This window comes from Niallia nealsonii (assembly GCF_002835805.1).
Lineage (GTDB): Bacteria > Bacillota > Bacilli > Bacillales > Cytobacillaceae > Niallia > Niallia nealsonii.
In genome coordinates, this window is the sequence record NZ_PISE01000003.1 from 25,014 (window position 1) to 48,660 (window position 23,647).

The 23,647-nt window shown below is 32.7% G+C and carries 24 protein-coding genes; 11 read left to right on the forward strand and 13 right to left on the reverse strand.

What is annotated here, in order from left to right:
- Positions 1 to 424: 424 nt before the first annotated feature.
- Positions 425 to 1,423 (reverse strand): inorganic phosphate transporter, encoded by a 999-nt coding sequence (locus tag CWS01_RS00660; protein ID WP_101175096.1) that lies wholly within the window; start codon positions 1,421 to 1,423, stop codon positions 425 to 427.
- A 13-nt stretch (positions 1,424 to 1,436) separates the two neighbouring features.
- A complete protein-coding gene (locus CWS01_RS00665) occupies positions 1,437 to 2,054 on the reverse strand; it encodes a DUF47 domain-containing protein (protein WP_101175097.1) in 618 nt (205 codons plus the stop codon).
- A 274-nt stretch (positions 2,055 to 2,328) separates the two neighbouring features.
- On the opposite strand from CWS01_RS00665, the gene CWS01_RS00670 reads away from it, so the two are divergent.
- The 5 genes from CWS01_RS00670 (at position 2,329) to CWS01_RS00690 (ending at position 5,806) form a co-directional block, all read left to right on the forward strand.
- Positions 2,329 to 2,838, forward strand: coding sequence for a GNAT family N-acetyltransferase (locus tag CWS01_RS00670; protein WP_157827511.1), 510 nt, complete (start codon positions 2,329 to 2,331; stop codon positions 2,836 to 2,838).
- Positions 2,839 to 2,846: 8 nt separating this feature from the next.
- Entirely contained in the window at positions 2,847 to 3,692 is an 846-nt protein-coding gene (locus tag CWS01_RS00675; protein WP_101175101.1) for an oxidoreductase, read from the forward strand.
- Positions 3,693 to 3,798: 106 nt separating this feature from the next.
- Positions 3,799 to 4,629, forward strand: coding sequence for an aldo/keto reductase (locus tag CWS01_RS00680; protein ID WP_101175102.1), 831 nt, complete (start codon positions 3,799 to 3,801; stop codon positions 4,627 to 4,629).
- A 238-nt stretch (positions 4,630 to 4,867) separates the two neighbouring features.
- The gene (locus CWS01_RS00685; protein WP_101175104.1) at positions 4,868 to 5,275 is read left to right on the forward strand and encodes a DoxX family protein; all 408 of its coding nucleotides are present in this window, start codon (positions 4,868 to 4,870) and stop codon (positions 5,273 to 5,275) included.
- Between the two features lie 276 nt (positions 5,276 to 5,551).
- On the forward strand, positions 5,552 to 5,806 hold the full coding sequence (locus tag CWS01_RS00690; protein ID WP_101175106.1) for a GlsB/YeaQ/YmgE family stress response membrane protein: 255 nt from the start codon (positions 5,552 to 5,554) through the stop codon (positions 5,804 to 5,806).
- Between the two features lie 71 nt (positions 5,807 to 5,877).
- On the opposite strand, the gene CWS01_RS00695 is transcribed toward CWS01_RS00690, so the two are convergent.
- On the reverse strand, positions 5,878 to 6,798 hold the full coding sequence (locus tag CWS01_RS00695) for an RluA family pseudouridine synthase (RefSeq protein WP_101175108.1): 921 nt from the start codon (positions 6,796 to 6,798) through the stop codon (positions 5,878 to 5,880).
- A 318-nt stretch (positions 6,799 to 7,116) separates the two neighbouring features.
- On the opposite strand from CWS01_RS00695, the gene CWS01_RS00700 reads away from it, so the two are divergent.
- Positions 7,117 to 7,521: a DUF5365 family protein gene (locus CWS01_RS00700; RefSeq protein ID WP_101175110.1), complete on the forward strand. Its 405-nt coding sequence runs from the start codon at positions 7,117 to 7,119 to the stop codon at positions 7,519 to 7,521.
- Between the two features lie 106 nt (positions 7,522 to 7,627).
- Here the strand turns inward: CWS01_RS00700 and CWS01_RS00705 are convergent, their stop codons facing one another.
- On the reverse strand, positions 7,628 to 8,074 hold the full coding sequence (locus CWS01_RS00705; protein WP_101175112.1) for a disulfide oxidoreductase: 447 nt from the start codon (positions 8,072 to 8,074) through the stop codon (positions 7,628 to 7,630).
- Positions 8,075 to 8,525: 451 nt separating this feature from the next.
- Here CWS01_RS00705 and CWS01_RS00710 point away from each other — a divergent pair, with 451 nt between their 5' ends.
- Positions 8,526 to 10,064: a bifunctional GNAT family N-acetyltransferase/carbon-nitrogen hydrolase family protein gene (locus CWS01_RS00710; RefSeq protein ID WP_101175113.1), complete on the forward strand. Its 1,539-nt coding sequence runs from the start codon at positions 8,526 to 8,528 to the stop codon at positions 10,062 to 10,064.
- A 64-nt stretch (positions 10,065 to 10,128) separates the two neighbouring features.
- Here CWS01_RS00710 and CWS01_RS00715 read toward each other — a convergent pair whose 3' ends face one another.
- Positions 10,129 to 10,374: a YhdB family protein gene (locus CWS01_RS00715; protein WP_101175115.1), complete on the reverse strand. Its 246-nt coding sequence runs from the start codon at positions 10,372 to 10,374 to the stop codon at positions 10,129 to 10,131.
- 174 nt (positions 10,375 to 10,548) lie between these two features.
- Between CWS01_RS00715 and CWS01_RS00720 the strand changes: the two genes are divergently transcribed.
- Both CWS01_RS00720 and CWS01_RS00725 read left to right on the forward strand, forming a co-directional pair.
- Positions 10,549 to 11,523, forward strand: a complete 975-nt coding sequence (locus tag CWS01_RS00720) for a M14 family zinc carboxypeptidase (protein ID WP_101175117.1) — start codon at positions 10,549 to 10,551, stop codon at positions 11,521 to 11,523.
- 42 nt (positions 11,524 to 11,565) lie between these two features.
- Positions 11,566 to 11,892, forward strand: a complete 327-nt coding sequence (locus CWS01_RS00725) for a DUF3889 domain-containing protein (protein ID WP_101175119.1) — start codon at positions 11,566 to 11,568, stop codon at positions 11,890 to 11,892.
- Between the two features lie 86 nt (positions 11,893 to 11,978).
- Here CWS01_RS00725 and CWS01_RS00730 read toward each other — a convergent pair whose 3' ends face one another.
- From CWS01_RS00730 to corA, 5 genes are all read right to left on the reverse strand, one after another.
- Positions 11,979 to 12,959, reverse strand: coding sequence for an ABC transporter permease subunit (locus tag CWS01_RS00730; protein WP_101175121.1), 981 nt, complete (start codon positions 12,957 to 12,959; stop codon positions 11,979 to 11,981).
- Positions 12,952 to 13,863 (reverse strand): ABC transporter ATP-binding protein, encoded by a 912-nt coding sequence (locus tag CWS01_RS00735; protein WP_101175123.1) that lies wholly within the window; start codon positions 13,861 to 13,863, stop codon positions 12,952 to 12,954. The genes CWS01_RS00730 and CWS01_RS00735 overlap by 8 nt, the downstream gene beginning before the upstream one ends.
- The gene (locus tag CWS01_RS00740; RefSeq protein ID WP_101175125.1) at positions 13,860 to 14,657 is read right to left on the reverse strand and encodes a GDSL-type esterase/lipase family protein; all 798 of its coding nucleotides are present in this window, start codon (positions 14,655 to 14,657) and stop codon (positions 13,860 to 13,862) included. Before CWS01_RS00740 ends, CWS01_RS00735 begins: the two co-directional genes overlap by 4 nt.
- A 265-nt stretch (positions 14,658 to 14,922) precedes the next feature.
- On the reverse strand, positions 14,923 to 15,825 hold the full coding sequence (locus CWS01_RS00745) for a YitT family protein (protein WP_101175126.1): 903 nt from the start codon (positions 15,823 to 15,825) through the stop codon (positions 14,923 to 14,925).
- A gap of 429 nt (positions 15,826 to 16,254) precedes the next feature.
- Complete coding sequence (corA, locus tag CWS01_RS00750; protein WP_101175127.1) at positions 16,255 to 17,211, reverse strand: magnesium/cobalt transporter CorA; 957 nt, start codon at positions 17,209 to 17,211, stop codon at positions 16,255 to 16,257.
- Between the two features lie 171 nt (positions 17,212 to 17,382).
- On the opposite strand from corA, the gene CWS01_RS00755 reads away from it, so the two are divergent.
- Both CWS01_RS00755 and CWS01_RS00760 read left to right on the forward strand, forming a co-directional pair.
- Positions 17,383 to 18,009, forward strand: coding sequence for a nitroreductase family protein (locus CWS01_RS00755; RefSeq protein ID WP_101175128.1), 627 nt, complete (start codon positions 17,383 to 17,385; stop codon positions 18,007 to 18,009).
- Positions 18,010 to 18,322: 313 nt separating this feature from the next.
- Positions 18,323 to 19,024: a response regulator transcription factor gene (locus CWS01_RS00760; protein WP_101175129.1), complete on the forward strand. Its 702-nt coding sequence runs from the start codon at positions 18,323 to 18,325 to the stop codon at positions 19,022 to 19,024.
- 65 nt (positions 19,025 to 19,089) lie between these two features.
- On the opposite strand, the gene CWS01_RS00765 is transcribed toward CWS01_RS00760, so the two are convergent.
- From CWS01_RS00765 to CWS01_RS00775, 3 genes are all read right to left on the reverse strand, one after another.
- Positions 19,090 to 20,472, reverse strand: coding sequence for a hemolysin family protein (locus CWS01_RS00765; protein WP_101175130.1), 1,383 nt, complete (start codon positions 20,470 to 20,472; stop codon positions 19,090 to 19,092).
- A 588-nt stretch (positions 20,473 to 21,060) separates the two neighbouring features.
- Positions 21,061 to 22,365 carry a hemolysin family protein gene (locus CWS01_RS00770; protein WP_101175131.1) on the reverse strand — a complete coding sequence of 435 codons (1,305 nt, stop codon included), beginning with the start codon at positions 22,363 to 22,365 and terminating at the stop codon, positions 21,061 to 21,063.
- Positions 22,366 to 22,757: 392 nt separating this feature from the next.
- The gene (locus CWS01_RS00775) at positions 22,758 to 23,315 is read right to left on the reverse strand and encodes a GNAT family N-acetyltransferase (protein WP_101175132.1); all 558 of its coding nucleotides are present in this window, start codon (positions 23,313 to 23,315) and stop codon (positions 22,758 to 22,760) included.
- Positions 23,316 to 23,647: the final 332 nt, after the last annotated feature.

Consider the following 23,647-nt stretch of genomic DNA (forward strand, 5'->3'; position numbering starts at 1 on the left):
ACTTTTCTCACCCTAACTTGTCCAGCTTATTATCAATCTATGATAGAAAAACAGATTTAGAAGTAAAAGAGAGGCTTAGCTAAAATAAGCAGCAAATAAAGTGAAATTGCAATCAGCCTTTTTCGGGCAAGTTTCTACCCACCTATAGATTTTTCGTTTTCTCTTCTCATCCCTTAGCTAGGGAGAAAAGGCCTGTTAATGCGTGATGAATTTTTGGCATGAATAGAAATAAACTATGTCTTTAATAAACAAAGGCTGTTTTCGTAAACTTTTTTGCTGTTTAATCAAAAAAAGGCGTAGTTGATTGCAGGGGAAATCAACTTTGAACAAAACCCAATTAAAAACACCAATCTTTTAGAAAAGAGCCTAAACAAAAAAAGAAGGCGCCATTAGAAATGGACCCTCCTTTTTATATTTATTAAACTTAAAGAAAAAGATCTAAAATATAGTAGCAAATAGCAGCAACCGTTGCAGAAATTGGCAATGTAATTACCCATGTAATAAGCATTCGTTGTGCTGTTCCCCATTTTACGCCTTTAAGTCGGTGGGAAGCACCAACCCCTAAGATAGAGGATGAAATAACATGTGTTGTACTTACTGGCAAATGAATATAGGTTGCACCGAAGATAATCATTGCCCCAGTTATATCAGCAGCTACTCCATTAACAGGACGGATCTTCATAATATTTCCGCCGACTGTTTTGATGATTTTCCAGCCTCCGACAGATGTGCCAAGCCCCATTGCTGCCGCACAGGCAAATTGAACCCAAAGAGGAACATCATTTGTGCTAAGGTAGCCGTTGGCCATTAATGCCATTGTAATAATACCCATTGCTTTTTGGGCATCGTTTGTACCATGCGTATATGATTGCAAGGCTGCAGTGAATATTTGAAATATACGAAAACGACGATTTGTTTTTGTTAAATTTAAATCTTTAAAAAATAATTTAAAGAGAGTATAAACGATATACCCAATGACAAAAGCAATAATCGGCGATAAAATAAGTGCTTGAATGATTTTAGTAAATCCATTGTAATTTAATGCTGCGAAACCAGAAGAAGCAATAGCAGCGCCAGCAATAGAACCTATAATAGCATGAGAAGAACTGCTTGGAATTCCGAAATACCATGTTAAAAGATTCCAAAAAATTGCTGAGATAAGTGCTGCCAAAAGAACAACGGAACCATTGTTTAATGTAAAGGGATCAACAATATCCTTTGTAATGGTTTTCGCAACACCAGTAAATGTCATTGCACCTACAAAGTTCATAGTAGCAGCTAATATAATGGCATGTCTAGGCTTTAATGCTTTAGTTGATACAGCTGTTGCGATTGCATTTGCTGTATCATGAAAACCATTAATAAAATCAAAGGCTAAAGCAAAAACGACGATTAATATCGTTATTAATAATAATGTATCCATGACTGAAAACTCCTTAAGCGTTTTTCATAATGATACTCTCAAGTGTGTTAGCAACACTTTGGCAGTAATCAGCAATATCTTCTAGATTTTCATACACTTCTTTATATTGAATAATGCGAATCGGATCCTTTTCAACAGAGAATAAATGTTTGATGGATTGACGCAAGATTCCATCACATTTTGATTCTAAATCTTTAATGCGGATAGCATATTCTCTAATTTTCGGCAATTTTTTTGTAGACAAAAGCTCCACTGATTTTTCGATTTCAGCTGCACAGCTTTTAATTGCTTCAACAAAACGATTCATAAATTCATCAGCTGTAGTAATATTATACATTTCTAATAGCGCAGAACAATGTTCTAATCCATCTAAAACATCATCCATGCTCATTGTTAAAGCAAGTATATCTTCACGTTCAATTGGCGTAATAAACGCTTTATTTAATTCTGTAATTACGTCGTGAACGTATGTATCCCCTTTTGTTTCAATCTCTTTCATCGTTTCAGAGAATGTTTTTAAGTCGCTGACATTTTTAATTTTAAAATCAGCAAAATAGTCTGCACCTTCCTTTAAGTTTGATGCGATATTATTTAAGAGTACTGCAAATTTATCTTGTTTTTTGAAAACCATTATTGTTACCCCCATTTAATAAACTAAGCCTTTCATATTTTAGCGAAAGATTGTCGAATTTCCTAGCTTTTTATCGAAATCTTTACAAAAAATTAATATTTCTTTTACAAAACATTTAAGGTTATACTCTAGATTTTTTAATGAAATTTACATGTACTTTAAATTAGCTTTTCCTTTCATTGGATTGTATATGTGCATAAAATTATATCTTGTTGTGTCGAATTCTAGGTAATAGAATAAATTAAAAGTAAAAGCTTATTTAGAGGTGAAAGAAGTGATTGAAAATAATGTGATTTTTATAAAAAAAACAGAAGAAAGAGACCTTCCGTATATTCTTACCACAGAATCACATCATGATAACATGCCATATATAATTAATTGGACTTTGGAGGAGCATGAAAAAGCAATTCGATCAGATACCAATTTGTTGCATTTAATTGTTATAGAAAAAAAAGAGAATAAACCAGTAGGCTATTTACTTATTAATGGATTAAATAATCCAAATCAAAGCATTGAATTAAAAAGAACAGCTTTTTCTGCAAAAGGAAAAGGATATGGACGAAATATGCTTAAATTAATGAAGGAATGGGTTTTTACAGAAAAAGGAGCAAATCGATTTTGGCTAGATGTGGTGGATCATAACACAAGAGCGAAAACTTTATATGAATCAGAGGGATTTGTTGTAGAAGGTTTGCAAAGAGAGGCTGTTATTATCAATGAACAGTTTAAATCCATTTATTTAATGTCCATGCTAAAAAAAGATTATTTAAAAACATTAGAATAAGGTGGGAAATGGAAAAACAAGTAGTGCTCATTACAGGTGCCAATAGCGGTTTTGGATTATTAGCAGCATTAGAGTTTGCCAAGGAAGGCTATGAAGTTGTTGCTGCAATGAGAGATATAAATAAATGTTCTTTATTAATGGAAATGGCCAAGGAAAAGGGGATTGCTGAATATATAACCGTTCTTTCTCTGGATATAACATCTGCTAATGATATAAAAAAATTGCAAGAGTATATGCAAAAAAAAGGAAGAGTAGACGTTCTGATTAATAATGCTGGTTTTGCAGGAGCAGGTTTTGCGGAGGAAATTTCTATAGAAGAATATAAAAATCAGTTTGAAACAAATTTTTTTGGAACTATTTCTGTTACCCAAAAGGTACTTCCCATCATGAGAAAACAAGGATTCGGGAAGATTATTTTGATGAGCAGTGTTAGTGGCAAAGTAGGATTTCCTGGCCTTTCTCCATATGTTTCTTCTAAATTTGCTTTAGAAGGATGGAGCGAATCTCTTCGTTTAGAAGTGCTGCCATTTTCTATTTATGTGTCTTTAGTAGAACCAGGTTCTTATCGGACGAATATTTGGTCAACAGGGAAAAAAATTTCAGAGAGGTCCCAATTAGAAACCTCTCCTTATTACCAATATATGAATAAAATGGAGGGATACTTGGAAAAAAGCAGCAAAAATTACGGCGATCCAATCGAAGTAGCAAAACAAATTGTTCAGATTTCAAAAAAGAAAAAACCGAGACTTCGCTATGTCATTGGAAAGGGAGTAAAACAAACGATTCTAATAAAACAGCTTCTTCCATGGAAGTGGTGGGAAAGACTTGTTTTTTACCTATTAAAAAATAGATAAACATCTTTAACAAACTGTTTATATGAAAAACAATACTTTATATTGGAAAAATCTATAAGAAAAATGATAATATATAGATAATTCGAAATTTGGAGGTGTTTTTTCAATGATTAAAAGCATCGAAAATAAAGTAAAACTACATAATGGGGTGGAAATCCCACAGTTTGGATTAGGAGTTTATAAAGTCGAGGAAGGACAAACGGTTATAGAAACAGTAAAAACCGCTCTTTCCTATGGCTATCGCTCTATTGATACAGCTGCTGTTTATGGAAACGAAGAAGGAGTAGGAAAGGTAATAAAAGAAAGCGCTATCTCAAGGGATGAACTGTTTATTACAACAAAACTTTGGAATGAGGATCAAGGTTATGATCGTACTCTAAGAGCTTTTGAAACAAGTTTAAAAAAATTAGATTTAGATTATATTGATTTATATTTAATTCATTGGCCAGGCCAAGATAAATATGTAGAAACATGGAAAGCTTTTGAAAGATTATATGATGAAGGATTAGTGAGAGCAATTGGTGTCAGTAATTTTCATGAACATCATTTAGATCGGCTATTAAAGAATGCAAATGAACATCCTACAGTAAATCAGATTGAACTTCATCCAAGATTATCACAAGAAGCATTACGGGATTATTGCAAATCTAAAGATATTAAGGTAGAAGCCTGGTCGCCACTTGCTAAAGGCAGACTGTTAAATGAACCAACCATTAACTATATTGCAAACAAGCATGACAAAACACCTGCGCAAGTTATTTTAAGATGGCATCTTCAAAATGATATTATCGTTATTCCAAAGTCTATTACCCCAGCAAGATTAAAAGAAAATGCCGATATTTTTGACTTCCAATTAAGTTTAGATGAAATGAATCAGTTAGATCAGTTAAATATGAATGAAAGAACAGGGAGTAATCCAGATAATTTACTATTTTAAGGTTTGACCCTCATTCATTGAAGTTTCACTTTATAAAAAAGGCGTTATGTTCTCTAATTGAAATTAAAAAGTATATTGAACAATTCAAAGCAATAAGAAGAAAAATCTAACATGGTGAGCATGTTAGATTTTTTTTTGCATATAGTTAAGGAGAGAGGAGGAAAAAGATACTTTTTTAATTGGATATCTTGAAATCATACTATTTTAATTTTAACTATCTGAAAAGGAGTTGTTAGAAATGGAAGTATTGGTAAGTGTCGGCATTTTACTTATTCGTTTAGTAGTAGGGTTAGCATTTATAGGCCATGGTGCACAAAAATTATTTGGTTCATTTGGTGGACATGGATTAGAGGGAACTGGTGGTTTTTTTGAGTCAATTGGAATTAAACCAGGAAAAACAATGGCGCTTTTTGCTGGTTTAAGTGAGTTTGTTGGTGGTTTATTATTTGTTTTAGGACTGCTTACGCCAATTGCCTCTTTACTAATTATCATTACAATGATTGTTGCAATTAGTAAAGTTCATGCTGCAAATGGGTTTTGGGCAGCTTCAAATGGTTATGAATTAAATTTGCTATATATCGTTACAGTACTTTCTGTTGCTTTTACAGGAGCAGGTGCGTACAGTCTTGATGCATTGTTATTTTAAATAATTGGTTGTCTAATATGTTTCTAAAAAATTCCGTTTAAAGTAAAGGCGTTTTTTAGAAACATTTTCTTTTTTGACATTTAGTATGGTAACGGGAATTTAATTATTATACATATTGGCTTTTTAAAGGTTTAAAAAAAAGTCAGGGTGGTAAACATAAAGTACAAGCAGATAGTAAAACTGAAAGAAATTCAAAACAAAGACATGCTGCAGCATAAACTTAAGTTGGACTATCGCATTTTAATTGATTAAATGTTTAAAAAGGAGCTGTTATTTATGGGATTTTTATGGTCATTAATTATAGGTGGTATTATAGGTTGGATTGCTGGTTTAATAGTAGGTAAAGATATACCTGGTGGAATTATCGGCAATATTATTGCAGGTTTTATAGGTGCTTGGTTAGGATCACTGATTCTTGGTGATTGGGGTCCATCTATTGCTGATTTTGCGATTATTCCAAGCATTATCGGTGCAGTGATTTTAGTTTTTGTCTTAAGCCTAATTTTGAAAGGCATGCGCAAAACTGCTTAGTAAAAACTAATTATTAATAAAATAATGCTAAAAGAAAAACAGAGGCTCAAAAAATGAGAGCCTCTGTTTTTTTAAATGCTGTAAATATCAAATCCAGAAAAAATAGCGGGATTATCAATGAATGGTGCATAACACTCTATTTTTTCTTCTGTAATGGGATGGATCAGTTCTATTTTGGCTGCATGTAATGCTTGTCTATTAAAAATTGGTTTTCCTCCATACAATGTATCGCCTGCAAGAGGGTGGCCAATGGAACTCAGATGAACACGGATTTGATGAGTTCTTCCTGTATCTAGGCTACATGTAATTAATGATAAGGATTCCTTTTTCTGTTCCGCTATTACTTTATAATGAGTAATGGCATTTTTTCCATTTTGTGAAATTCTTCTTCTTGTGGCATGATGACGATCTCTTCCAATAGGTTTATTAATAGTTCCTTTTTTAGCAGGAAAAGACCCATGGGCAAGCGCGATATACGTGCGCTTAATTTTTCGTTCTCTTAGCATATAATCAAGCATATTGCCGACTAATTCATGTTTAGCAAATAAAATGCAGCCAGATGTGTCTCTATCCAGACGATGAATATGCTTAATTTGCCTTTCTTCTCCATTCATTAATACATGAAAGGCTGTCCCGTTTAATAAAGTAGCTGTATCTTCTGCAACATTGGGATGTGTATCAATAAATGGCTTTTTATTGACAATAATAAGGTGATCATCTTCATAAAGGATATCTATATCCATAAAAGTCGGAATAATAGTGGATGGAACAGGATGGAATAAATGGATTTTAATAACATCTTCTTTTTGCAGTGGAAGATTCCAATTTGCAGGTTTGTTATTAATCAGCACTTTTTTTTCCATTTTATATAAGTGAATTTGTTTTTTTGAAGCAAATAAAACAGTTTTAAATAAATCTTCTAATACAATTCCCACCCATTTTTCTGGGGTATAAAGAAGAATCCAATCTCCTTTTCGTTCGGTTTTAATCATTCTAGGACTCCTTTTTATGGAAATGGTGGCAAATATGTTTTAAAAACGCAATAGGATGCATATCATGGTTTTAATTACCACGGAAAACAGCATTTTAGTATGTTATTCTATTGATATTACTTTATCACGCATTAACGGGCAGTAAAACCCCCACTTCAAGATTGTAAGAGAAAACGAGAAATCTAGGGGGGATAACTGCCCATAAAAGCCTGATTGGTTCAACTAAAAATCAGTATGGGATGAAGAAAACCCCCACTGATTGAAGTTTCACTTTATGTAAAAAACATTTAACCAAATAAAAGAGGGTGGTCCTTTTAAATGAAGGTAGTTTACGCATCAACACCTACGCAGGAAGAGAAAATCAACGAACTTATTCAGCTATTTTATTCCACTATTTTTCCTTATTATTTTTCGGATGATGATATTAGACGTTTTTCGAGATTAGGGGTATTAAGTCCGACAGATGAGCAAATGGAACAAATCCGCACATTAAAGAGCTCTTATCAAGTGATTGCAAGTTTGCAGACTATTTTATCTATATTGGAAAATAAAGAGAATATGGATGAATATAAACAAATTTTTGAAAAAAATGTGGATATATTAAATGATCTTCAATTATTTTTCCCTTTTAGTTTTGAGAACTTTAAGGATCGAAAAGAAACAGAAATGCATGGCACAGCATTTAGTATGTATACAGAAGCTACAAATAGTTATCTAGTGTAAAGTTTTGCTTAATATATGTAAAAAGGAGCAGGGAAAATAAATCTTTCCTTGCTTTTTTTCTTTTGTTCTATAAAGGATCTTTATTGATTTGTATGAATTATCCTAGTTAGTTTGTATTATTTTTTGATTGTCTCCAAACAATAATACTACAGATAAAGATGATAATAAAACCAGTTAAAGCGAGCAATGGAATGGTAATAAATCCTAGCCAATTAATGTAGTCTCCCGTGCAAGGAACTCTTCCACAGGAAGGAGCTGTGTTAGATAAAAAAGGGAACTTTTGAATGGAGTAGTGATACATAGAGATACATGCCCCAATTGAAGAAAGAATCATTGTGTAGAAGGTTATTTTATAGTCCTTTTTTATTACAGCTAATCCTAAAATAATAACAAGTGGATACATGAGAATTCGTTGGTACCAGCATAATGTACAAGGTTCAAATTCCCTGATTTCGGAGAAGTATAAACTGCCAAACATGCTTATTAAAGAAGCGAGCCATGCAAGAAAAAGAATATGCTCTCGGGTATCAGTAGGATTATTTTTATTTTTCATCAGATATATCTCCTTTGTCAGTAGTTTCTTTTATAAAAGTCTTTGTTAAAGAATTTTGGTGATTTTTTTAGAAGCATGCTTTCTAGCAAGTAGGAGAAGGCAGGAAAAGCATTTGTATTTCTGAAATAAATTAAAAATCGTTTGATTCATTAACAAAGTCTTATGAAAAGTATAAAGAAAATCAGCAATAGTGTAAATAAAATGAAGTCCGTTGTCTATTTCTTATTGTTTAGGCTATGTTAAAGCCCATTGTTGATTTTGACAATTTATTGATTGAAGAGGAAAGCAACAGGCAAGTTTAACAGAGCTATTATTTATAAACACCCATATCATCTCTGTTATTTGCTGTTATTCAACTAAGGATATTAAAATAGAAATAACATCTTTAGATTACATAGTAGGAAAAAGGGGAAATGTAAGGTAAATATACAATGCAAGGGAGTTTAGTGATATGACGAAGCTAGATTTATCAAAGTTTGAGAAAAAACTAATAATTCGAAACATGGAATATCGAGACATTGAACGTATATTGCCATTACAGGCTATTTGTTTTCCAGGAATGGAGCCATGGACAAAGGAACAGCTTAAAAGTCATTTAAGACTATTTCAAGAAGGGCAATTTGTTGCTGAATATGATGGAGAAATTATTGGTTCCTGTTCTAGTTTAATTATCAATTTCGATGAATATGATGACAGACATACTTGGGATGATGTGACAGATAGGGGATACATAACGAATCATAATCCAGATGGCTACAATTTATATGGCATTGAAGTGATGGTGCATCCTAAATATAGAAGGATGAAAATTGGACACAGATTGTATGAAGCTAGAAAAGAATTAGTGAGAAGATTAAATCTGAAAAGCATTATAATAGGAGGGAGAATCCCTAATTATTATAAATATGAAGATAAAATGACGGCAAAGGAATATGTACAAGAGGTGTCTCATCATAAAATTTATGATCCAGTCCTTTCTTTTCAGCTGATTAATGGTTTTACCTTAATGCGCATAAATCCTGATTACTTGCCCGATGATACGCAGTCCAAAAAATATGCGACTTTAATGGAATGGAATAATGTAGAGTATTTGCCTCAAACAAAACGCTTTTTTAAAAGTAGCTACCCTGTACGAATTTGCGTAGTACAGTATATGATGAGGCAAATTGAAAGCTTTAGCGATTTTGCTAATCAAGTGGAATATTATACAGATGTAGCTTCTGATGCAGAATCAGATTTTATTGTATTTCCTGAACTGATTACAACACAGCTGATGTCCTTTTTAGAAGAAAAAGTTCCTAGCATTGCTATTAGAAGAGTAACCGAATATACAGAACAATATATTGAGTTATTCACTAATTTAGCGATTAGATACAATATAAATATTATTGGCGGCTCTCACTTTGTAAAAGAAGATGATGATGAAATATACAATATCGCTTATCTTTTTAGAAGAGATGGCACGATTGAAAAACAGTATAAGCTACATATAACACCAAATGAAAGAAAATGGTGGGGAATTAATCGAGGAGAACAAGTCAAAGTATTTGATACAGATTGCGGCAAGATTGCTATGCAAATTTGTTATGATATTGAATTTCCTGAACTTGCCCGTATCGCAACAGATATGGGGGCTAAAATTATTTTTACGCCGTTTTGTACAGAAGATCGCCAAGGATATTTGCGAGTGCGTTATTGTGCACAGGCTCGTGCTGTTGAAAATCAAATTTATACTGTAATAGCAGGAACAGTGGGGAATCTCCCACAAACGGAAAATATGGATATTCAGTATGCCCAATCAGCTATATTTGCTCCATCTGACTTTGAATTTGCCCGTGATGGAATTGTTGGAGAGACAAATCCAAATATAGAAATGGTCATGATTGGAGATGTAGATTTAGAGGTGTTAAGGAGACAGCGCCAAGATGGAACAGTAAGACAGTTAAAAGATAGAAGACATGATATATATAAAGTAGACTATAAAAAATAATGATTTATCATAAAAAGGTGTCCCTAAAGTTTGGGACACCTTTTTGGTGGTGGAATTCTGTCTGTTAACTTAAGTTTGTGTGAATGTATTCATCCATTGCTAATTCGTTGGCGTGTTCGATATAGCGCAGTAATGAATAAAGATTTTCCTCAATTATAGAATAGTTATTTTCGAAATTATATGCATGCAGGAAAGATTCAATTTTTTTTGATAAAAAATTATCTTTTGTACGGACCATTAATATTAAGAGATTATCCCATTCTGATCGATGGGTATAATAAAGAGCACGATCATAATCCATTTTATTCATTTCAAGAGCCTCCTTTATCTGAAGGAGATGATAATAGTATATGAATAAGTTAAAAAAGATTGCATCCTAAAACTTGGTTATGTTGATATAAAAGCATTATCATCTTTTACCTGTATATTTTATGATGAATAAGATTTTTACGCTTTCACATAATAAGAAAAAAAAGGTGTTAAGATGAAAAAAATAATGATAATTCTGCTTCTTTGGCAACTGTTATTTATCCCAATTATTTCAAAAGCTGCTGTGATAGACAGTGGTAAACCGTATTCTTATAAAGAATATCAACAGGATGTTTGGCTGTTAAAAAGCAAGTACAAAGATCGTCTTCAAGTAGAAACAATTGGAACGTCCGAATATGGACGCAAATTATATGCTATTCGGTTAGGCAGTGGCAAACAAAATATATTGATGATAGGATCTCATCATGGCAGAGAGTGGATTACTTCTTTATTGCTTATGAATATGGTGGAAAACTATGCAAGTTCATCTACTCTAAACAAAGAATTAGCAGATGTCTCTATTTGGTTTGTACCCATGCTTAATCCTGATGGAGTTACAATCCAGCAAGGAGAGATAGATAAATTCCCCTTTTTTGCTAAAAGGAATATAAAAAAAATGAATGAAGGTTCAACTGATTTTTCCAAATGGAAAAGCAATGGGCTAGGGATTGATTTAAATAGACAATATTCTGCTGGCTGGGATGAATTGCATTATGCCAGCAAAAGGCCATCATATAAAAATTATAAAGGGCATCAACCATTTGAAGCGAAAGAAGTCAAAGCAATTGTTGAATTTACAAAAAAGATAAAGCCAAGCATTGCGATTAGTTACCATTCCTCTGGACAAGAAATATATTGGCAGTATAGAAACGGTGAGCATACAGAGAGGGATCGCAAAATAGCTGAAAAAATCAGTGCTGCTACTGGATATAAATTAGGGATTCCAGATGAAGATGCGATAGGGGCAGGCTATACAGACTGGTTTATACATAAATATAAGCTTCCTGCATTAACAATAGAAATATGCCCATTAATAGAAGAAACGAATCCGCCTCTTGATACATTTGCAGAGGAGTGGGAGCGGAATAAGGAAATACCGAAAATATTAATTCAAGAAGCAAAAAAGTTGGAAGATGCACATAAAAAATAGGCGAAAACAAATAATAGGAAAAAATAGATTTTGGAGGTTATGATGAAAAATCGTTCGTTTCCTATTTTAATTGCAGTCATTTTATTAATGGCGATTCTATTTCCGTCCCATAATATTGCCGTACAAAAACTGGACTATGAGAAATACGGCAATATTGCAATAGCTGTAGTGAAAGCAGATTATCCAAATGAAAAGGTAACAGATTATGAATATAAAGGAAGAAAAAAGGTTTCTGCAATGGAAGTGCAGGATACCTTTCAATTTTTAGTAAAAGAAAATGGCAAAGAGAAGATTGTATTGGTTACCATTAATCATAATATAAAAGACAATAAGTTCTTATCGTTAGTAGTACAAGAACAAAAAAGATAAGAGGACAAATAAAACCGCCAATAAAAATTTTGGTGGTTTGTTTGTCCTCTCAGGCTGAAAATGTGTGTTTTTGACTTTGTACTCTATTAATAAATATCTCTTTTTGTAAAAAATAAAAAGGAAATAATAAAGCCAATTGCCCCCCATATCGCAAGCACCGATAATGAAAAGGGAAGGGTCATTCCTTCAATAGGCGGGATATTCCCTTGCAGGTAATCTGTTAAACGCAAATTAACCATAAATAAGTATTTAGCAGCCTCCCAAGAGGAAGCAATGGAACTGATAATGGTTCCAGAGATCAAAAAGGCAAGCATAACACCCATTCCCGCTGCTGTACTTCTAATAAGAACAGATAACATAAATGATAAGGTTCCAACTACTACTGAAACAAACCATGCAAGTCCACATACCATTAAAATATATTGCCATTGTGGGATAAGATGAACACCAACAGTATTTAATTCTCCATTTTTCACCATAAATCCAGTTAAAATTGGCGCCCCCCATCCACCATAGCCGAAGAATAGTCCAGAAATGACATATGCACATAAACTAAAAATAAATAAAATAAAGGAAACGGACAAAATCAGTGTAATATATTTGCTCATTAGTATTTTCCAACGTTTGACTGGCCTTGTCAAAAGCAGCTTAATCGTACCGAGGCTTTTTTCTGATGAAACTAAATCGGATGCGATTATCATGACCATTAATGGAAGCAAAAGCTGCATGGAATTATCTAAAAAAATTCGCAAAAAAGTAGGTGCGCCTGGATCTTGTGGATTTATATCATGATCTAAATAATATTGAGACTGGTCAATTCTTACCTTTAGCTGATTTCTCCATTCTTCTGATATTCCGCTTGAGCCAATTCTATTTTGCATATCGATAATTGATTGCTGCAAAGTGGTGCGCCAATCTGTGTCACCAAGTCTTTTTTTTACATTCTCCATTTCACGGTACTGAGCATATGTAAACATGGAAATCATCACTGCAATAATCAAAGTGACAACAACTATTCGTTTGCTTTTTACTAGTTTAAGCATTTCGTTATAAACTAAATTATTCAACAGAACTCCCTCCAGTCAGTTCAAGGAAGAGGTCTTCTAATGAAGGAATTTTTCGATTCATTTCTTTAATATCAATTCCTGCCTCAAACAATAGTTTACTCCAATTGGCTATGGCACCTTCTAAATAGGGAGTAACGATATATTCTTTATCTAGTTTTGCTGACGGCGCCGCTTTTTTTAGAATGGCGAACCCTTTATCAATGGGAGAGACTCTCCAAATCATCTTTTCCTGTTCTGTCAATAGGGTATGCACAGATTCGGTATGGATAATTTTCCCGTTTAAAATAATGGCAACACGATCACATAGATTTTGAATTTCACTTAATAAGTGGCTAGAAACTAATACACTTAATCCTTCCTGTTCTGCCAAATACCGAATAAATTTCCTCATTTCTCGAATGCCTGCAGGATCTAAACCATTTGTTGGCTCATCGAGTATTAATACTTTTGGTTTGTTTAAAAGGGCTTGTCCTATCCCTAGCCTTTGCCGCATACCTAAAGAATAGGTTTTGACTTTATCATGGATACGATTGTTTAGCCCAACTAGATTAACAACTTCTTGAATGCGTTGATCATCCACATTATCGAGCATTCTCGCAAAAAACTTCAAATTTTCCCATCCAGTTAAATATGGGTAAAGTTCTGGATTTTCCACAATGCAGCCTAGCCGTTCCATTGCTTTTGGAAAATTCTTTTGAATATTATATCCGCAAATATGAATCGTTCCTGAAGTAGGTTTAATCAGTCCTACGAGCATGCGAATAGTAGTTGTTTTTCCAGCTCCATTTGGACCGAGAAAGCCAAATACTTCTCCCGTTTTTAATTCAAAACTAATATTTTTAATGATTTTTCTTTTGCCAATTTTTTTATGCAAATGTTTAACAGCTAAAGTAATTTCGCTCATTTTGTTTCGACCTCCCAAGATATTAGGGCCGCAACCCTTTCAGCCATCAATCGATATCCTTTGGCATTTGGATGAAAATGATCAGAATAAAGGAAAGACTGAATATTTTGCTGGAAAATATCATATGTCGGAACATATATTACATTAGCAAAGGCCGCACAAATTTCAGCCGTTTCATTATTCCAATTTCGGACAATTCCTGATGTAATGCTGCTATTTTCTAAATCATTAAAAGGATTATATAGTCCGATTAAATAAATAGGAGCATCTTTATTCACAGAGCGAAGGGTGGAAAGCATCGACTTTAAGTTAGCCGTATAAGAACGACTAAGTGCAGAAATTGCCTGTTTGTTATAATGTTTCAGTGTTTCCCCACCTTGAAATAAATCGTTTCCACCAATAGTAATAAAGAGAATATCTGCATGGTTAGCTTTCCTTTTTATTTCTGTTTCCTTTATTTGTTTTGCTAATTGTGCAGAAGTGAGCCCTTTGATTCCATAATTAGAAAGAGTAATTTTCTGATTTGATTCTTTTTCAATGCTTTCTTTTAAATAGCCAACATAGCCTTTGCCTGTATCATCACCAGTTCCTCTCGTTAAGGAGTCACCAAGTGCAAGCAATTGTATTCCATCTTTTTTATTAATAGATGAATTATCAATGGAGAGCGCTTCTTTTGGCTCCTGATTACTAGTTGTTGAGGAATAGTCCACCAAAACCCATCCTAAGCCTATAATCCAAGTAAAACAAAAAAGAATGGAAAATAGCAAAATAAAAATAGTTCCATATTTTTTCATTGTTGTCCTCCCTAATACAAAAATCATAGACGAATATAAAAAGAAGTAAACTCCTATTCATAAATATAGCTCTTCTAAAAATTAATTAACAGCAAGTGTTATCAATATACCCAAAAAAAGGGAGAGAACTAGCATATAAATTAATGGTTAATAAGCAAAAAAGTGCAGAAGATTTTTCCCGCACTTTATCTTAATGAAGAAAAATATATCTAAATTATTATAATGAAAATACAGATTAGGACCGTTTCTTTTAATATATGTAGCATTAATGAATATCTTTTTTCTTAAATCTTCCTCCTCGAACTTCTGCTATATTGGCAACCGCTAAAAAAGCTGCCGGATCCAATTCCTCTACAATCGTTTTTAATTTGGCTTCCTCTAGTCTATTTATTACACAAAAGATCACTTTTTTATTATCTCCTGTGTAGGCGCCTTCGCCTTTTAGATACGTAACACCACGTCCTAATCTGGCAATAATGGTTTCCCCAATAATATCGGAATTATCGCTTATAATCCAAACAGATTTTGATTCATCAAGACCAGCGATAACGATATCAATTACTTTAAATGCAATAAAATAAGCAATAAGAGAATACATGGCGCGATTCCATGAAAAAACAAACCCTGCACAGATAAAAATAAATACATTAAAAAACATAATGATTTCACCAACAGAAAAAGGGAGCTTTTTACTGAAAAGCAGTGCGAGGATTTCTGTACCGTCTAATGAGCCTCCAAAACGAAGAACAATGCCTACACCAAATCCAAGAATGATTCCGCCAAAGACGGTAGCGAGAAGTAAATCATTTGTAAAAACAGGAACGTCATGAAGCATAATGGTTGTAATAGAAAGGACCGATATTCCTAAAAGAGTGGAAAATGCAAAAGTTTTTCCTATTTGCTTGTAGCCAATATAAAAAAAAGGAATGTTTAATAAGAAGATAAAATAGCCTAGTTTGAAATGCAGCAAGTGGGATAAGATAATGGAGATGCCTACAATGCCTCCATCTAATATTTGGTTTGGAACAAGAAATTCTTCAATGCCTACTCCCATTAATATACTGCCGACAATAATAAAAAAAGCCCTTTGCGCCAATATCTTTTTTGGCAATACTTTGTGCTGCGGTTTGTTCTCTATAAGTTGATTATCTAAACTTGGTGTTTCCATTTTATTCCCCCTCATTATTTGTTTTGTCAGATGTTATTGATACATAATGTTTTTGATTTGGTAAAGCAATGCTTTAAAAAGTATTGTCTGCTTCTGTTGCGCACATTAAAAAATTGGAATAATTCGTTTTCATGCAATAAGGTATCCTTGATATTTTAGTAGAAGGAGGAGTAAATATTACATGAAAAATTTAGCAGGAAATAGATTAATTAAAAAACGAATGAAAACAGGAAGACGGCAAAATATTGCCACTTTTGAAGCATTGGTTGATTAGGAGATGTTAAATTAATTTTAACATACGGTAAAAAGATTACCTATTTATTTGTTTGAAAATTCAATATATGTTATTTTGATCCTGCTATTGCAGATAAATGGATAGAGAGAGCTTTTTGTATTAAAAGCTCTCTCTATCCATTTGTAGTTTCCATCTTATTTAAACCATCCTTTCTTTTTAAACCATAAAAACATAGAAAGAACAACGACAAGCATGACACCAAGCAAAATAAAATAGCCATATCGTAAATGGAGTTCTGGCATATAAAGAAAGTTCATTCCATATAAGCCCGCAAGAAAACTAAGTGGCATAAAGATGGTAGTAATTACAGTCAAGATTTGCATAATGCGATTAGAATGGTGGGAATTATAAGATAAATAACTATCTCTAATATCAGTAGTTATTTCACGGTTGGATTCAATCAATTCAGTAAGCTTTAATAGATGATCATATATGTCAGAATAATATTCCCGTTTATTCCAAACAGCTGTAAGCTTATTTGTGTTAATTAACTGATAGAGCAAATCCCTCATTGGAATAACGGTATGCCTAATCGATAATAAATGATGTCTTGTTGCGAATAAATCATCTAGAAGTACTTCCATTGTTTTATTTTGAGGATTTTCATCAATTTCTGCTAAAAAATCTTCAATTTTATAGACAATGGGAAAGTAATGATCGACAAGTTGGTCTAATAATTGATAAAGGACAGTATATTGGGTCCAGTTTATTATCTTTTTTTCTTTTTCTAGTTTTTCTTTGACAAGTTGTACCTCTGTAGAGAAACGATGATGAAAAGAGACAATAAAGTTGCTGCCGAGAAATAAATTTAATTCTTCTTTTTTAAACGTTTTAGAATCTAGACTATGTGTAACAAAAAAAGTATATTCTTCAAAATAATCTATTTTAGGTCTTTGGAGATTATGTAAACAATCTTCAATAGACAAAGGATGAAAATTTAAAGGTGTCGTTAAATAGAGTATTTCCTTTTCTGTTGGCTGATCAAAATCAATCCAATACCATAAGTAGTGGCTTTGATTTTGAAACAACTCTTCCAGTGATATATTTGTTACTACATTATTTTCATTTGTAACACCTATAATATGGATCATAGTAGTAACTCCTTTATAAAAATAAATGTGTATTATAAATGTATACTAAAAGTTCCCTAAAAGGAAAAAGATTATACTTGTTAAATGGTTTAAAGGTTGACTAATTAAGAAATTAGTTATACTATTCTATTTACAAGTTACAAAAAGTAAGTGGATATTAGGAGGCAGGTTATGACGACAACCATTACTAGCACTGATTTTTTTCAAGTTTTAAAAGAGCGCAGAGCAGTCAAAGTATATGATGAAAGCTATAAATTAACAAAAGCAGAGATAGAAGAGCTTTTAACTCTTGCAGGAAGAGCTCCTTCTGCTTGGAATTTGCAACAATGGAATTTTGTTGTTTTTCACGGAGAAGAGGCACAGCAAAGATTATTGCCAATTGCTTTTAATCAAGCACAAATTGCTCAATCCTCTGCTGTTATTGCTATTTTAGGCGATTTAGAGGCAAATAAAAATGCAGAACAAATTTTTGCTGAAGATATCGAAAAAGGCAGACTGACAGAAGAAATCGGAGAAATCATCAAAGGGCAAATTAATGGAGCTTACGAAAATCCGGATTATCCTAGAGATGCAGCAAACAGCAATGCTTCACTAGCTGCCATGCAATTAATGATAGCGGCTAAAGGGGCAGGATTAGATACTTGTGCTATTGGTGGTTTTAATCGTGCTGCTTTTGTAAAAGAGTTTCAAATTTCTGAGCGCTATTTGCCAATTATGCTCATTACAATTGGAAAAGCTGCAGCTCCTGGGCGTGAAACGGATCGTCTTCCATTAGATCAAGTTACTACATGGATTTAATAAAAGACTTTGCTAAAGAATGGTAATGATTTTTTATTCATTTAGCATCTAAAAGCAAATCAGATTTTTATTCTGATTTGCTTTTTTTTATTTTAGAAAAGACTGTGTTAAATTCTATTGTTGATTTTGTTACTATATGGATTGGAGCAGAAGACGGCTCTATTCCCTGATTACAAGTTTTATATCAGATGGTTTTTATAGGAATGGCACATTTGCTTGAATTCAACATGATTGTCTAGCGGTAATTTTTGCTATAATATAAGTAACAAAAATAGTCAGTAGTGGAATGGATAAATTGGTGAGGATGGATAAAATGAAGATACTTGTTATAGAAGATAATGAAAGTGTATGTTCTATGCTTGAAATGTTTTTTTTAAAAGAAAACTATGAGGGGAAATTTATTCATAATGGAAAAGAAGCATTAGATTTTTTTATGGAAAATCAAAATTGGGATATTATTATTGTAGATTGGATGCTTCCAGGAATGGAGGGTGTCACTATATGCCGAAAAATCAGGGAAGTTAGTACAGTCCCTATTATTATGCTAACGGCAAAAGACAGCGACTCAGACCAAGTGTTGGGACTAGAAATGGGAGCAGACGATTATGTGACAAAACCATTTAGCCCATTAACGTTAATGGCAAGAATTAAGGCGGTTACGCGGCGTTATCAAAAAGATGTTTCTGTTAAGCAAGAACAAAGCTATTTAGCAAGTGAACATTTTAAAATTAGCAAAGAAACAAGAGAAGTAATATATAACGGAAAAGTTCTTTCTAATTTGACTCCAAAAGAATTTGACCTTCTTTATTATCTTATCAGCAATCCTAGACAAGTATTTACAAGGGAACAACTTCTTGATAGGGTCTGGGGATATCAATTTTATGGAGATGAAAGAACCGTAGATGTTCATATTAAAAGGTTAAGAAATAAAATTGGAACAAAAGAGCAGCCCTTTATCCATACTATATGGGGTGTGGGATATAAATTTGATGAAACAAATGATCACTTAGAGTGAAAAAAAGGAAGCAAAATACTTGATAGCAAGTATTTTGCTTCCTTTTTTATTTAGTGCCGGATTTCCTAGGAGACAATCTCGGCATTTGTTGGTGCAGATATAGCAGTATTGTTAACTTCTAGCTCGCCAACAGATTCTATGTTCCTATTTATTTCAGGAATTCTTTGCACTTCAATATATTTAACATGGTGTTCTTCCATTTCTAATATTTTAAAAGTAAAGGATTCAAACATAAGGGTGTCGCCTTCAGCAGCCTCATATTTTGAGGTTAAAATCCATCCCCCTAATGTATCGATGTCTTCATCATGTAAATCAATTCCTAATAATCCACTTACTTCAGTAAGCAATACTTTTGCATCAATAATATAATGATCTTCTTTGACCTTTTGAACACTTGGAATTTCGTCTACATCAAATTCATCGCGGATATCACCGACAATTTCTTCAATGATATCTTCAACGGTTACCAGACCAGATGTGCCACCATACTCATCCATTAGAATAGCCATATGAATTCGTTCTTTTTGCATTTTTACAAGCAAATCTTGAATAGGGAAAGTTTCAATAACCCTAATTACTGGTCTTATATAGGGCTCAAGTGTTTTCTCGTGCAAGTCATTTGTGCGAAGGAGTTCGGCCATGATTTCTTTTACATTAATCATACCAATGATATGGTCTTTATCTCCATCCGTTATAGGATATCTTGTGAATTGTTCTTTATAGATTAATTCCAATAAATTTTCCAATGTACTTGCTTGTTCGAGAGAAATAATTTCAGTGCGCGGCACCATAATTTCTTTGGCAATTCGATTATCAAATTCAAAAATTTTGTTTACATACTTAAACTCAGATTGATTAATTTCTCCACTTTTGTAACTCTCAGAAAAAATAATTCGAAGCTCTTCTTCAGAATGAGCGAGTTCATGTTCGGAAACAGGCTTAAATCCAAAAAAACCTATAATAACTCTTGCTGAATTATTTAATAGCCAAATAAATGGATATAAAATTTTATAAAAAATAATTAAAGGGCGAGCAGTAATTAATGTGATAAGCTCTGCCTTTTGTATAGCCATTGTTTTTGGCGCCAGTTCCCCAACTACCACTTGCAAAAAAGTGATAATGGCAAAAGCTAGTGAAAATGATAGGATTTTTATAGCTGTTTCTGGTACATAAATCAATTTTAGTAAAGGACTAATAAAGTGTTGGATTGTTTCTTCACCAAACCACCCAATTCCAAGGGCAGTTATCGTGATACCCAATTGACATGCAGATAAGTATTCATCAAGATTCATAATGACTTTTTTTGCTGCAATTGCACTTTTGTTTCCTTGTTCAATTAACTGATCAATTTTTGAACTGCGAACTCTAATAATAGCAAACTCTGAAGCTACAAAAAATGCAGTGCAAGCAATCAAAATGGCTATAAAAACCAAGTTAAATATGTCCAATAAGTTTCCTCATCCCGTATGAAACGAGTAAGGAGTCACCTCCTGATTAATACATCAATTAATTTTTTTCTTACATAGCTGAACAATCTGTATCCAATCATATACGAAATTGTTTTTTGCAAAAATCGATAAGTATCAATAGAAATGATTAAAAGTATGTTTTAGTATTTTTGAGACAAGTATAATAATTAATCATTCTATTGAAAGAAATAAGTAGTATTCTTTCAAAATTTATATAGATAACCCCATTATACCACCTCAAACTTTCATAAATAATTACCAATAATTATACGTTAAGCCAAACTATGTCGTCAAACATTGGGAATTTATAATTTTCTGTTTATTCAGAAAATATAAGTTGTTTATAAAAAAATAAGTTATTGGTCTATTTGAAATAGAAGCAAGAAGCAAATGGATATACATAGTTATAAAAATATAAAGATTTAACATTGCTAAATAGAAGAAAAAAGTCTTTTTGTACAATATATTCTATGTAAAAAGTATAAAATTATGTTCCTAATTAGCCGAAGAAAGTATGGAATAAGAGAAGAGCAGAATTGTTTGTATAAGAGTAAAAGGGCAATCACCTTAAAAACTTGGGGCAACTGCCTTTACTTCTATTTGGGAGACTTGCCGGCTATTCGTTTTGACTAGGATAAATTCATAATTATCGTAAAATATAGATTCTCCCTTTTTTAAATCAGGATTTTGTGAAAGAAGCCATCCGCCTATTGTATGAATGTTATTATGCTCTAAGTGCATGGACAAAAGATTATTTACCTCTGTTAGATGCAGTTTTGAATCCAAGATATAATGATTATCATGTATTTTTTGAATAAGAGGGAATTCATCTTCATCCAATTCATCGCGGATTTCTCCAACAATTTCTTCCAAAATATCTTCCACTGTCACAAGGCCAGCAGTTCCACCAAATTCATCGTTTAGTATGGCGATGTTAATGTGATCTTTTTGCATTCTCATTAGCAATAATTGAATAGGAATAAACTCCATAACATGGATAATTGGCTGCGCATATTTTTTTAATGGCTTTTCTTCCGGACATATATTTTTAATACAATCTGTTAAAAGTTGTTTAATATGAACAAAACCAATGATGGTATCTTTGTTATCCTCTTTTGTTATTGGGTAGCGTGTAAATCTTTCAGCAGTAATGATCTTTATTATTTCTTTTAATGGAAGATCTTCACATAATGTGATCATTTGTGTTCTTGGCACCATAATTTCATTTGCAAGCCGGTTATCAAATTCAAAAATATTGTTCACATAACGATACTCAGAAGTAGTTATTTCCCCGCTTTTATAACTTTCAGCAAGTACATATTGAAGCTCTTCTTCAGAATGGGCAGTTTCAATTGTTGGTTGTTTAATACCATATAGACGCACTACAACTCTGGCTGCGTTATTTAAAATCCATATAAATGGATACATGACCTTATAAAATAATAACAATGGTTTTGAAAGCAGCAAAGCGACTTTTTCTGTTTGTTGGATAGCAATTGATTTCGGAAAGAGTTCTCCTACAACCACATTAATATATGTAACTAAGCAAAAAGCGATCAGAAAAGAGAGAATATGAGTAAATGCATCTGAGATAGGCAGTTTATCTAGAAGCGGATGAAATAGCTTTGTAACAGTTGGTTCACCTAGCCATCCTAAACCTAAAGAGGTTATGGTTATTCCAAGCTGGCAGGCAGAAAGAAATCCATCCATATTTGTAATAATCTGTTTTACAGAGATAGCATGTGAATTGCCTTCTGCGATCAGTTGCTCTATACGAGTTGGACGCACTCTAACAATAGCAAATTCAGAGGCAACAAAAAATGCAGATAATACAATAAGTAAACAAACTATCAGTAAATTTGTTAAAATCATACTAGTCATCACCATTCGTTAATATTGGATAAAGTGAAACTTCAATCAGTGGGGGACAGAGTTCCCACTGATTGTTAGTTGAACCAATAGGGCTTTTAATTAGCCAATTTTTACCCATCTAGATTTTTTGTTCCCTCTCCTAATCCTTAGGTGGGAGACAAAAGCCGCTTAATGTGAGAGTAGCAATTGCAATAAAAACAATAAGAAAATACTCTTAATGATTAATTGGGTCTTCTATTAGCTTTATCCTAAATTACTACAATTATTTTTTATTATTATTGGCTTCTTATTTAAGGCTTAATAATTATTAAGCGTAAAATTTATACGTTAAACTTTCTCTTCTTTAATTAATTCTCTTATTTTATCAAATTTAAACATTGGATGTATTGTCCTTACTTTTTTCTGTGTAATTGCTGCCATTCTTTTTCCAGCATACTAAATAAAACTAAATCATGATAATGGTCATAAAGGAATTCGCCCTCTCTAATAACTCCTTCTTTTGTAAATAATAATTTTTCTGGAATAGTCATACTTTTTTTATTTTTTAAACCACATCTTATTTCTATGCGATTTAAGTTTAAATAATAAAACGCATAATTTAGAACAGCAGCAACAGTGTTTGTCATTATGCCTTTTCCTTGTGCACTGCTTGCTAAAAAATATCCAATACTGGCTTGACGATTTTGCCAGTCTACTTGTTGCAAGGATATCATGCCGACCAATTTATCTTTGTAAAATATTCCGGCTTCAAAGCCCTTATTTTCTGCGTATTGTTTATGCCAAATTGGAATAATCGTACTGTACTGCTGGGGAAATAACACAAGATCAATCCATGGAAGCCATTCGCGCAAATATAAACGATCTTGATCTATCAACTGAAAAATGGCAGAAGCATCATGGATTTCTAATAGGCGAAGTTTAATATCGTTATTTACTTGGAGTTGAAACATGATTTATACATCCTTTCTATCAGTAAGAGAAATATCCAGTCCTTGATGCAGTTTATGCAACATGGAGAGAACTCGCTTACTCTAAAAAAGGGGAAGTGAAGCAAAAAAATGTAGTTATTATAAGGAATGACTATTGTGGTGGTAGAGCATGTAACCTATATCTAATTCATTTATAAAATAAGAAAGCAATAAAAAGTAAAATCTTCTAAATAACTGAAAAAAAAAGCCGAAATTAATAAAGAACAGGCAAAATTTTAATTTCAGTAATTACTTATGATAGCGTTTTATTAAATGGGAGAGCTAAGTAATATAACATAACGTTTGCCTGGTTT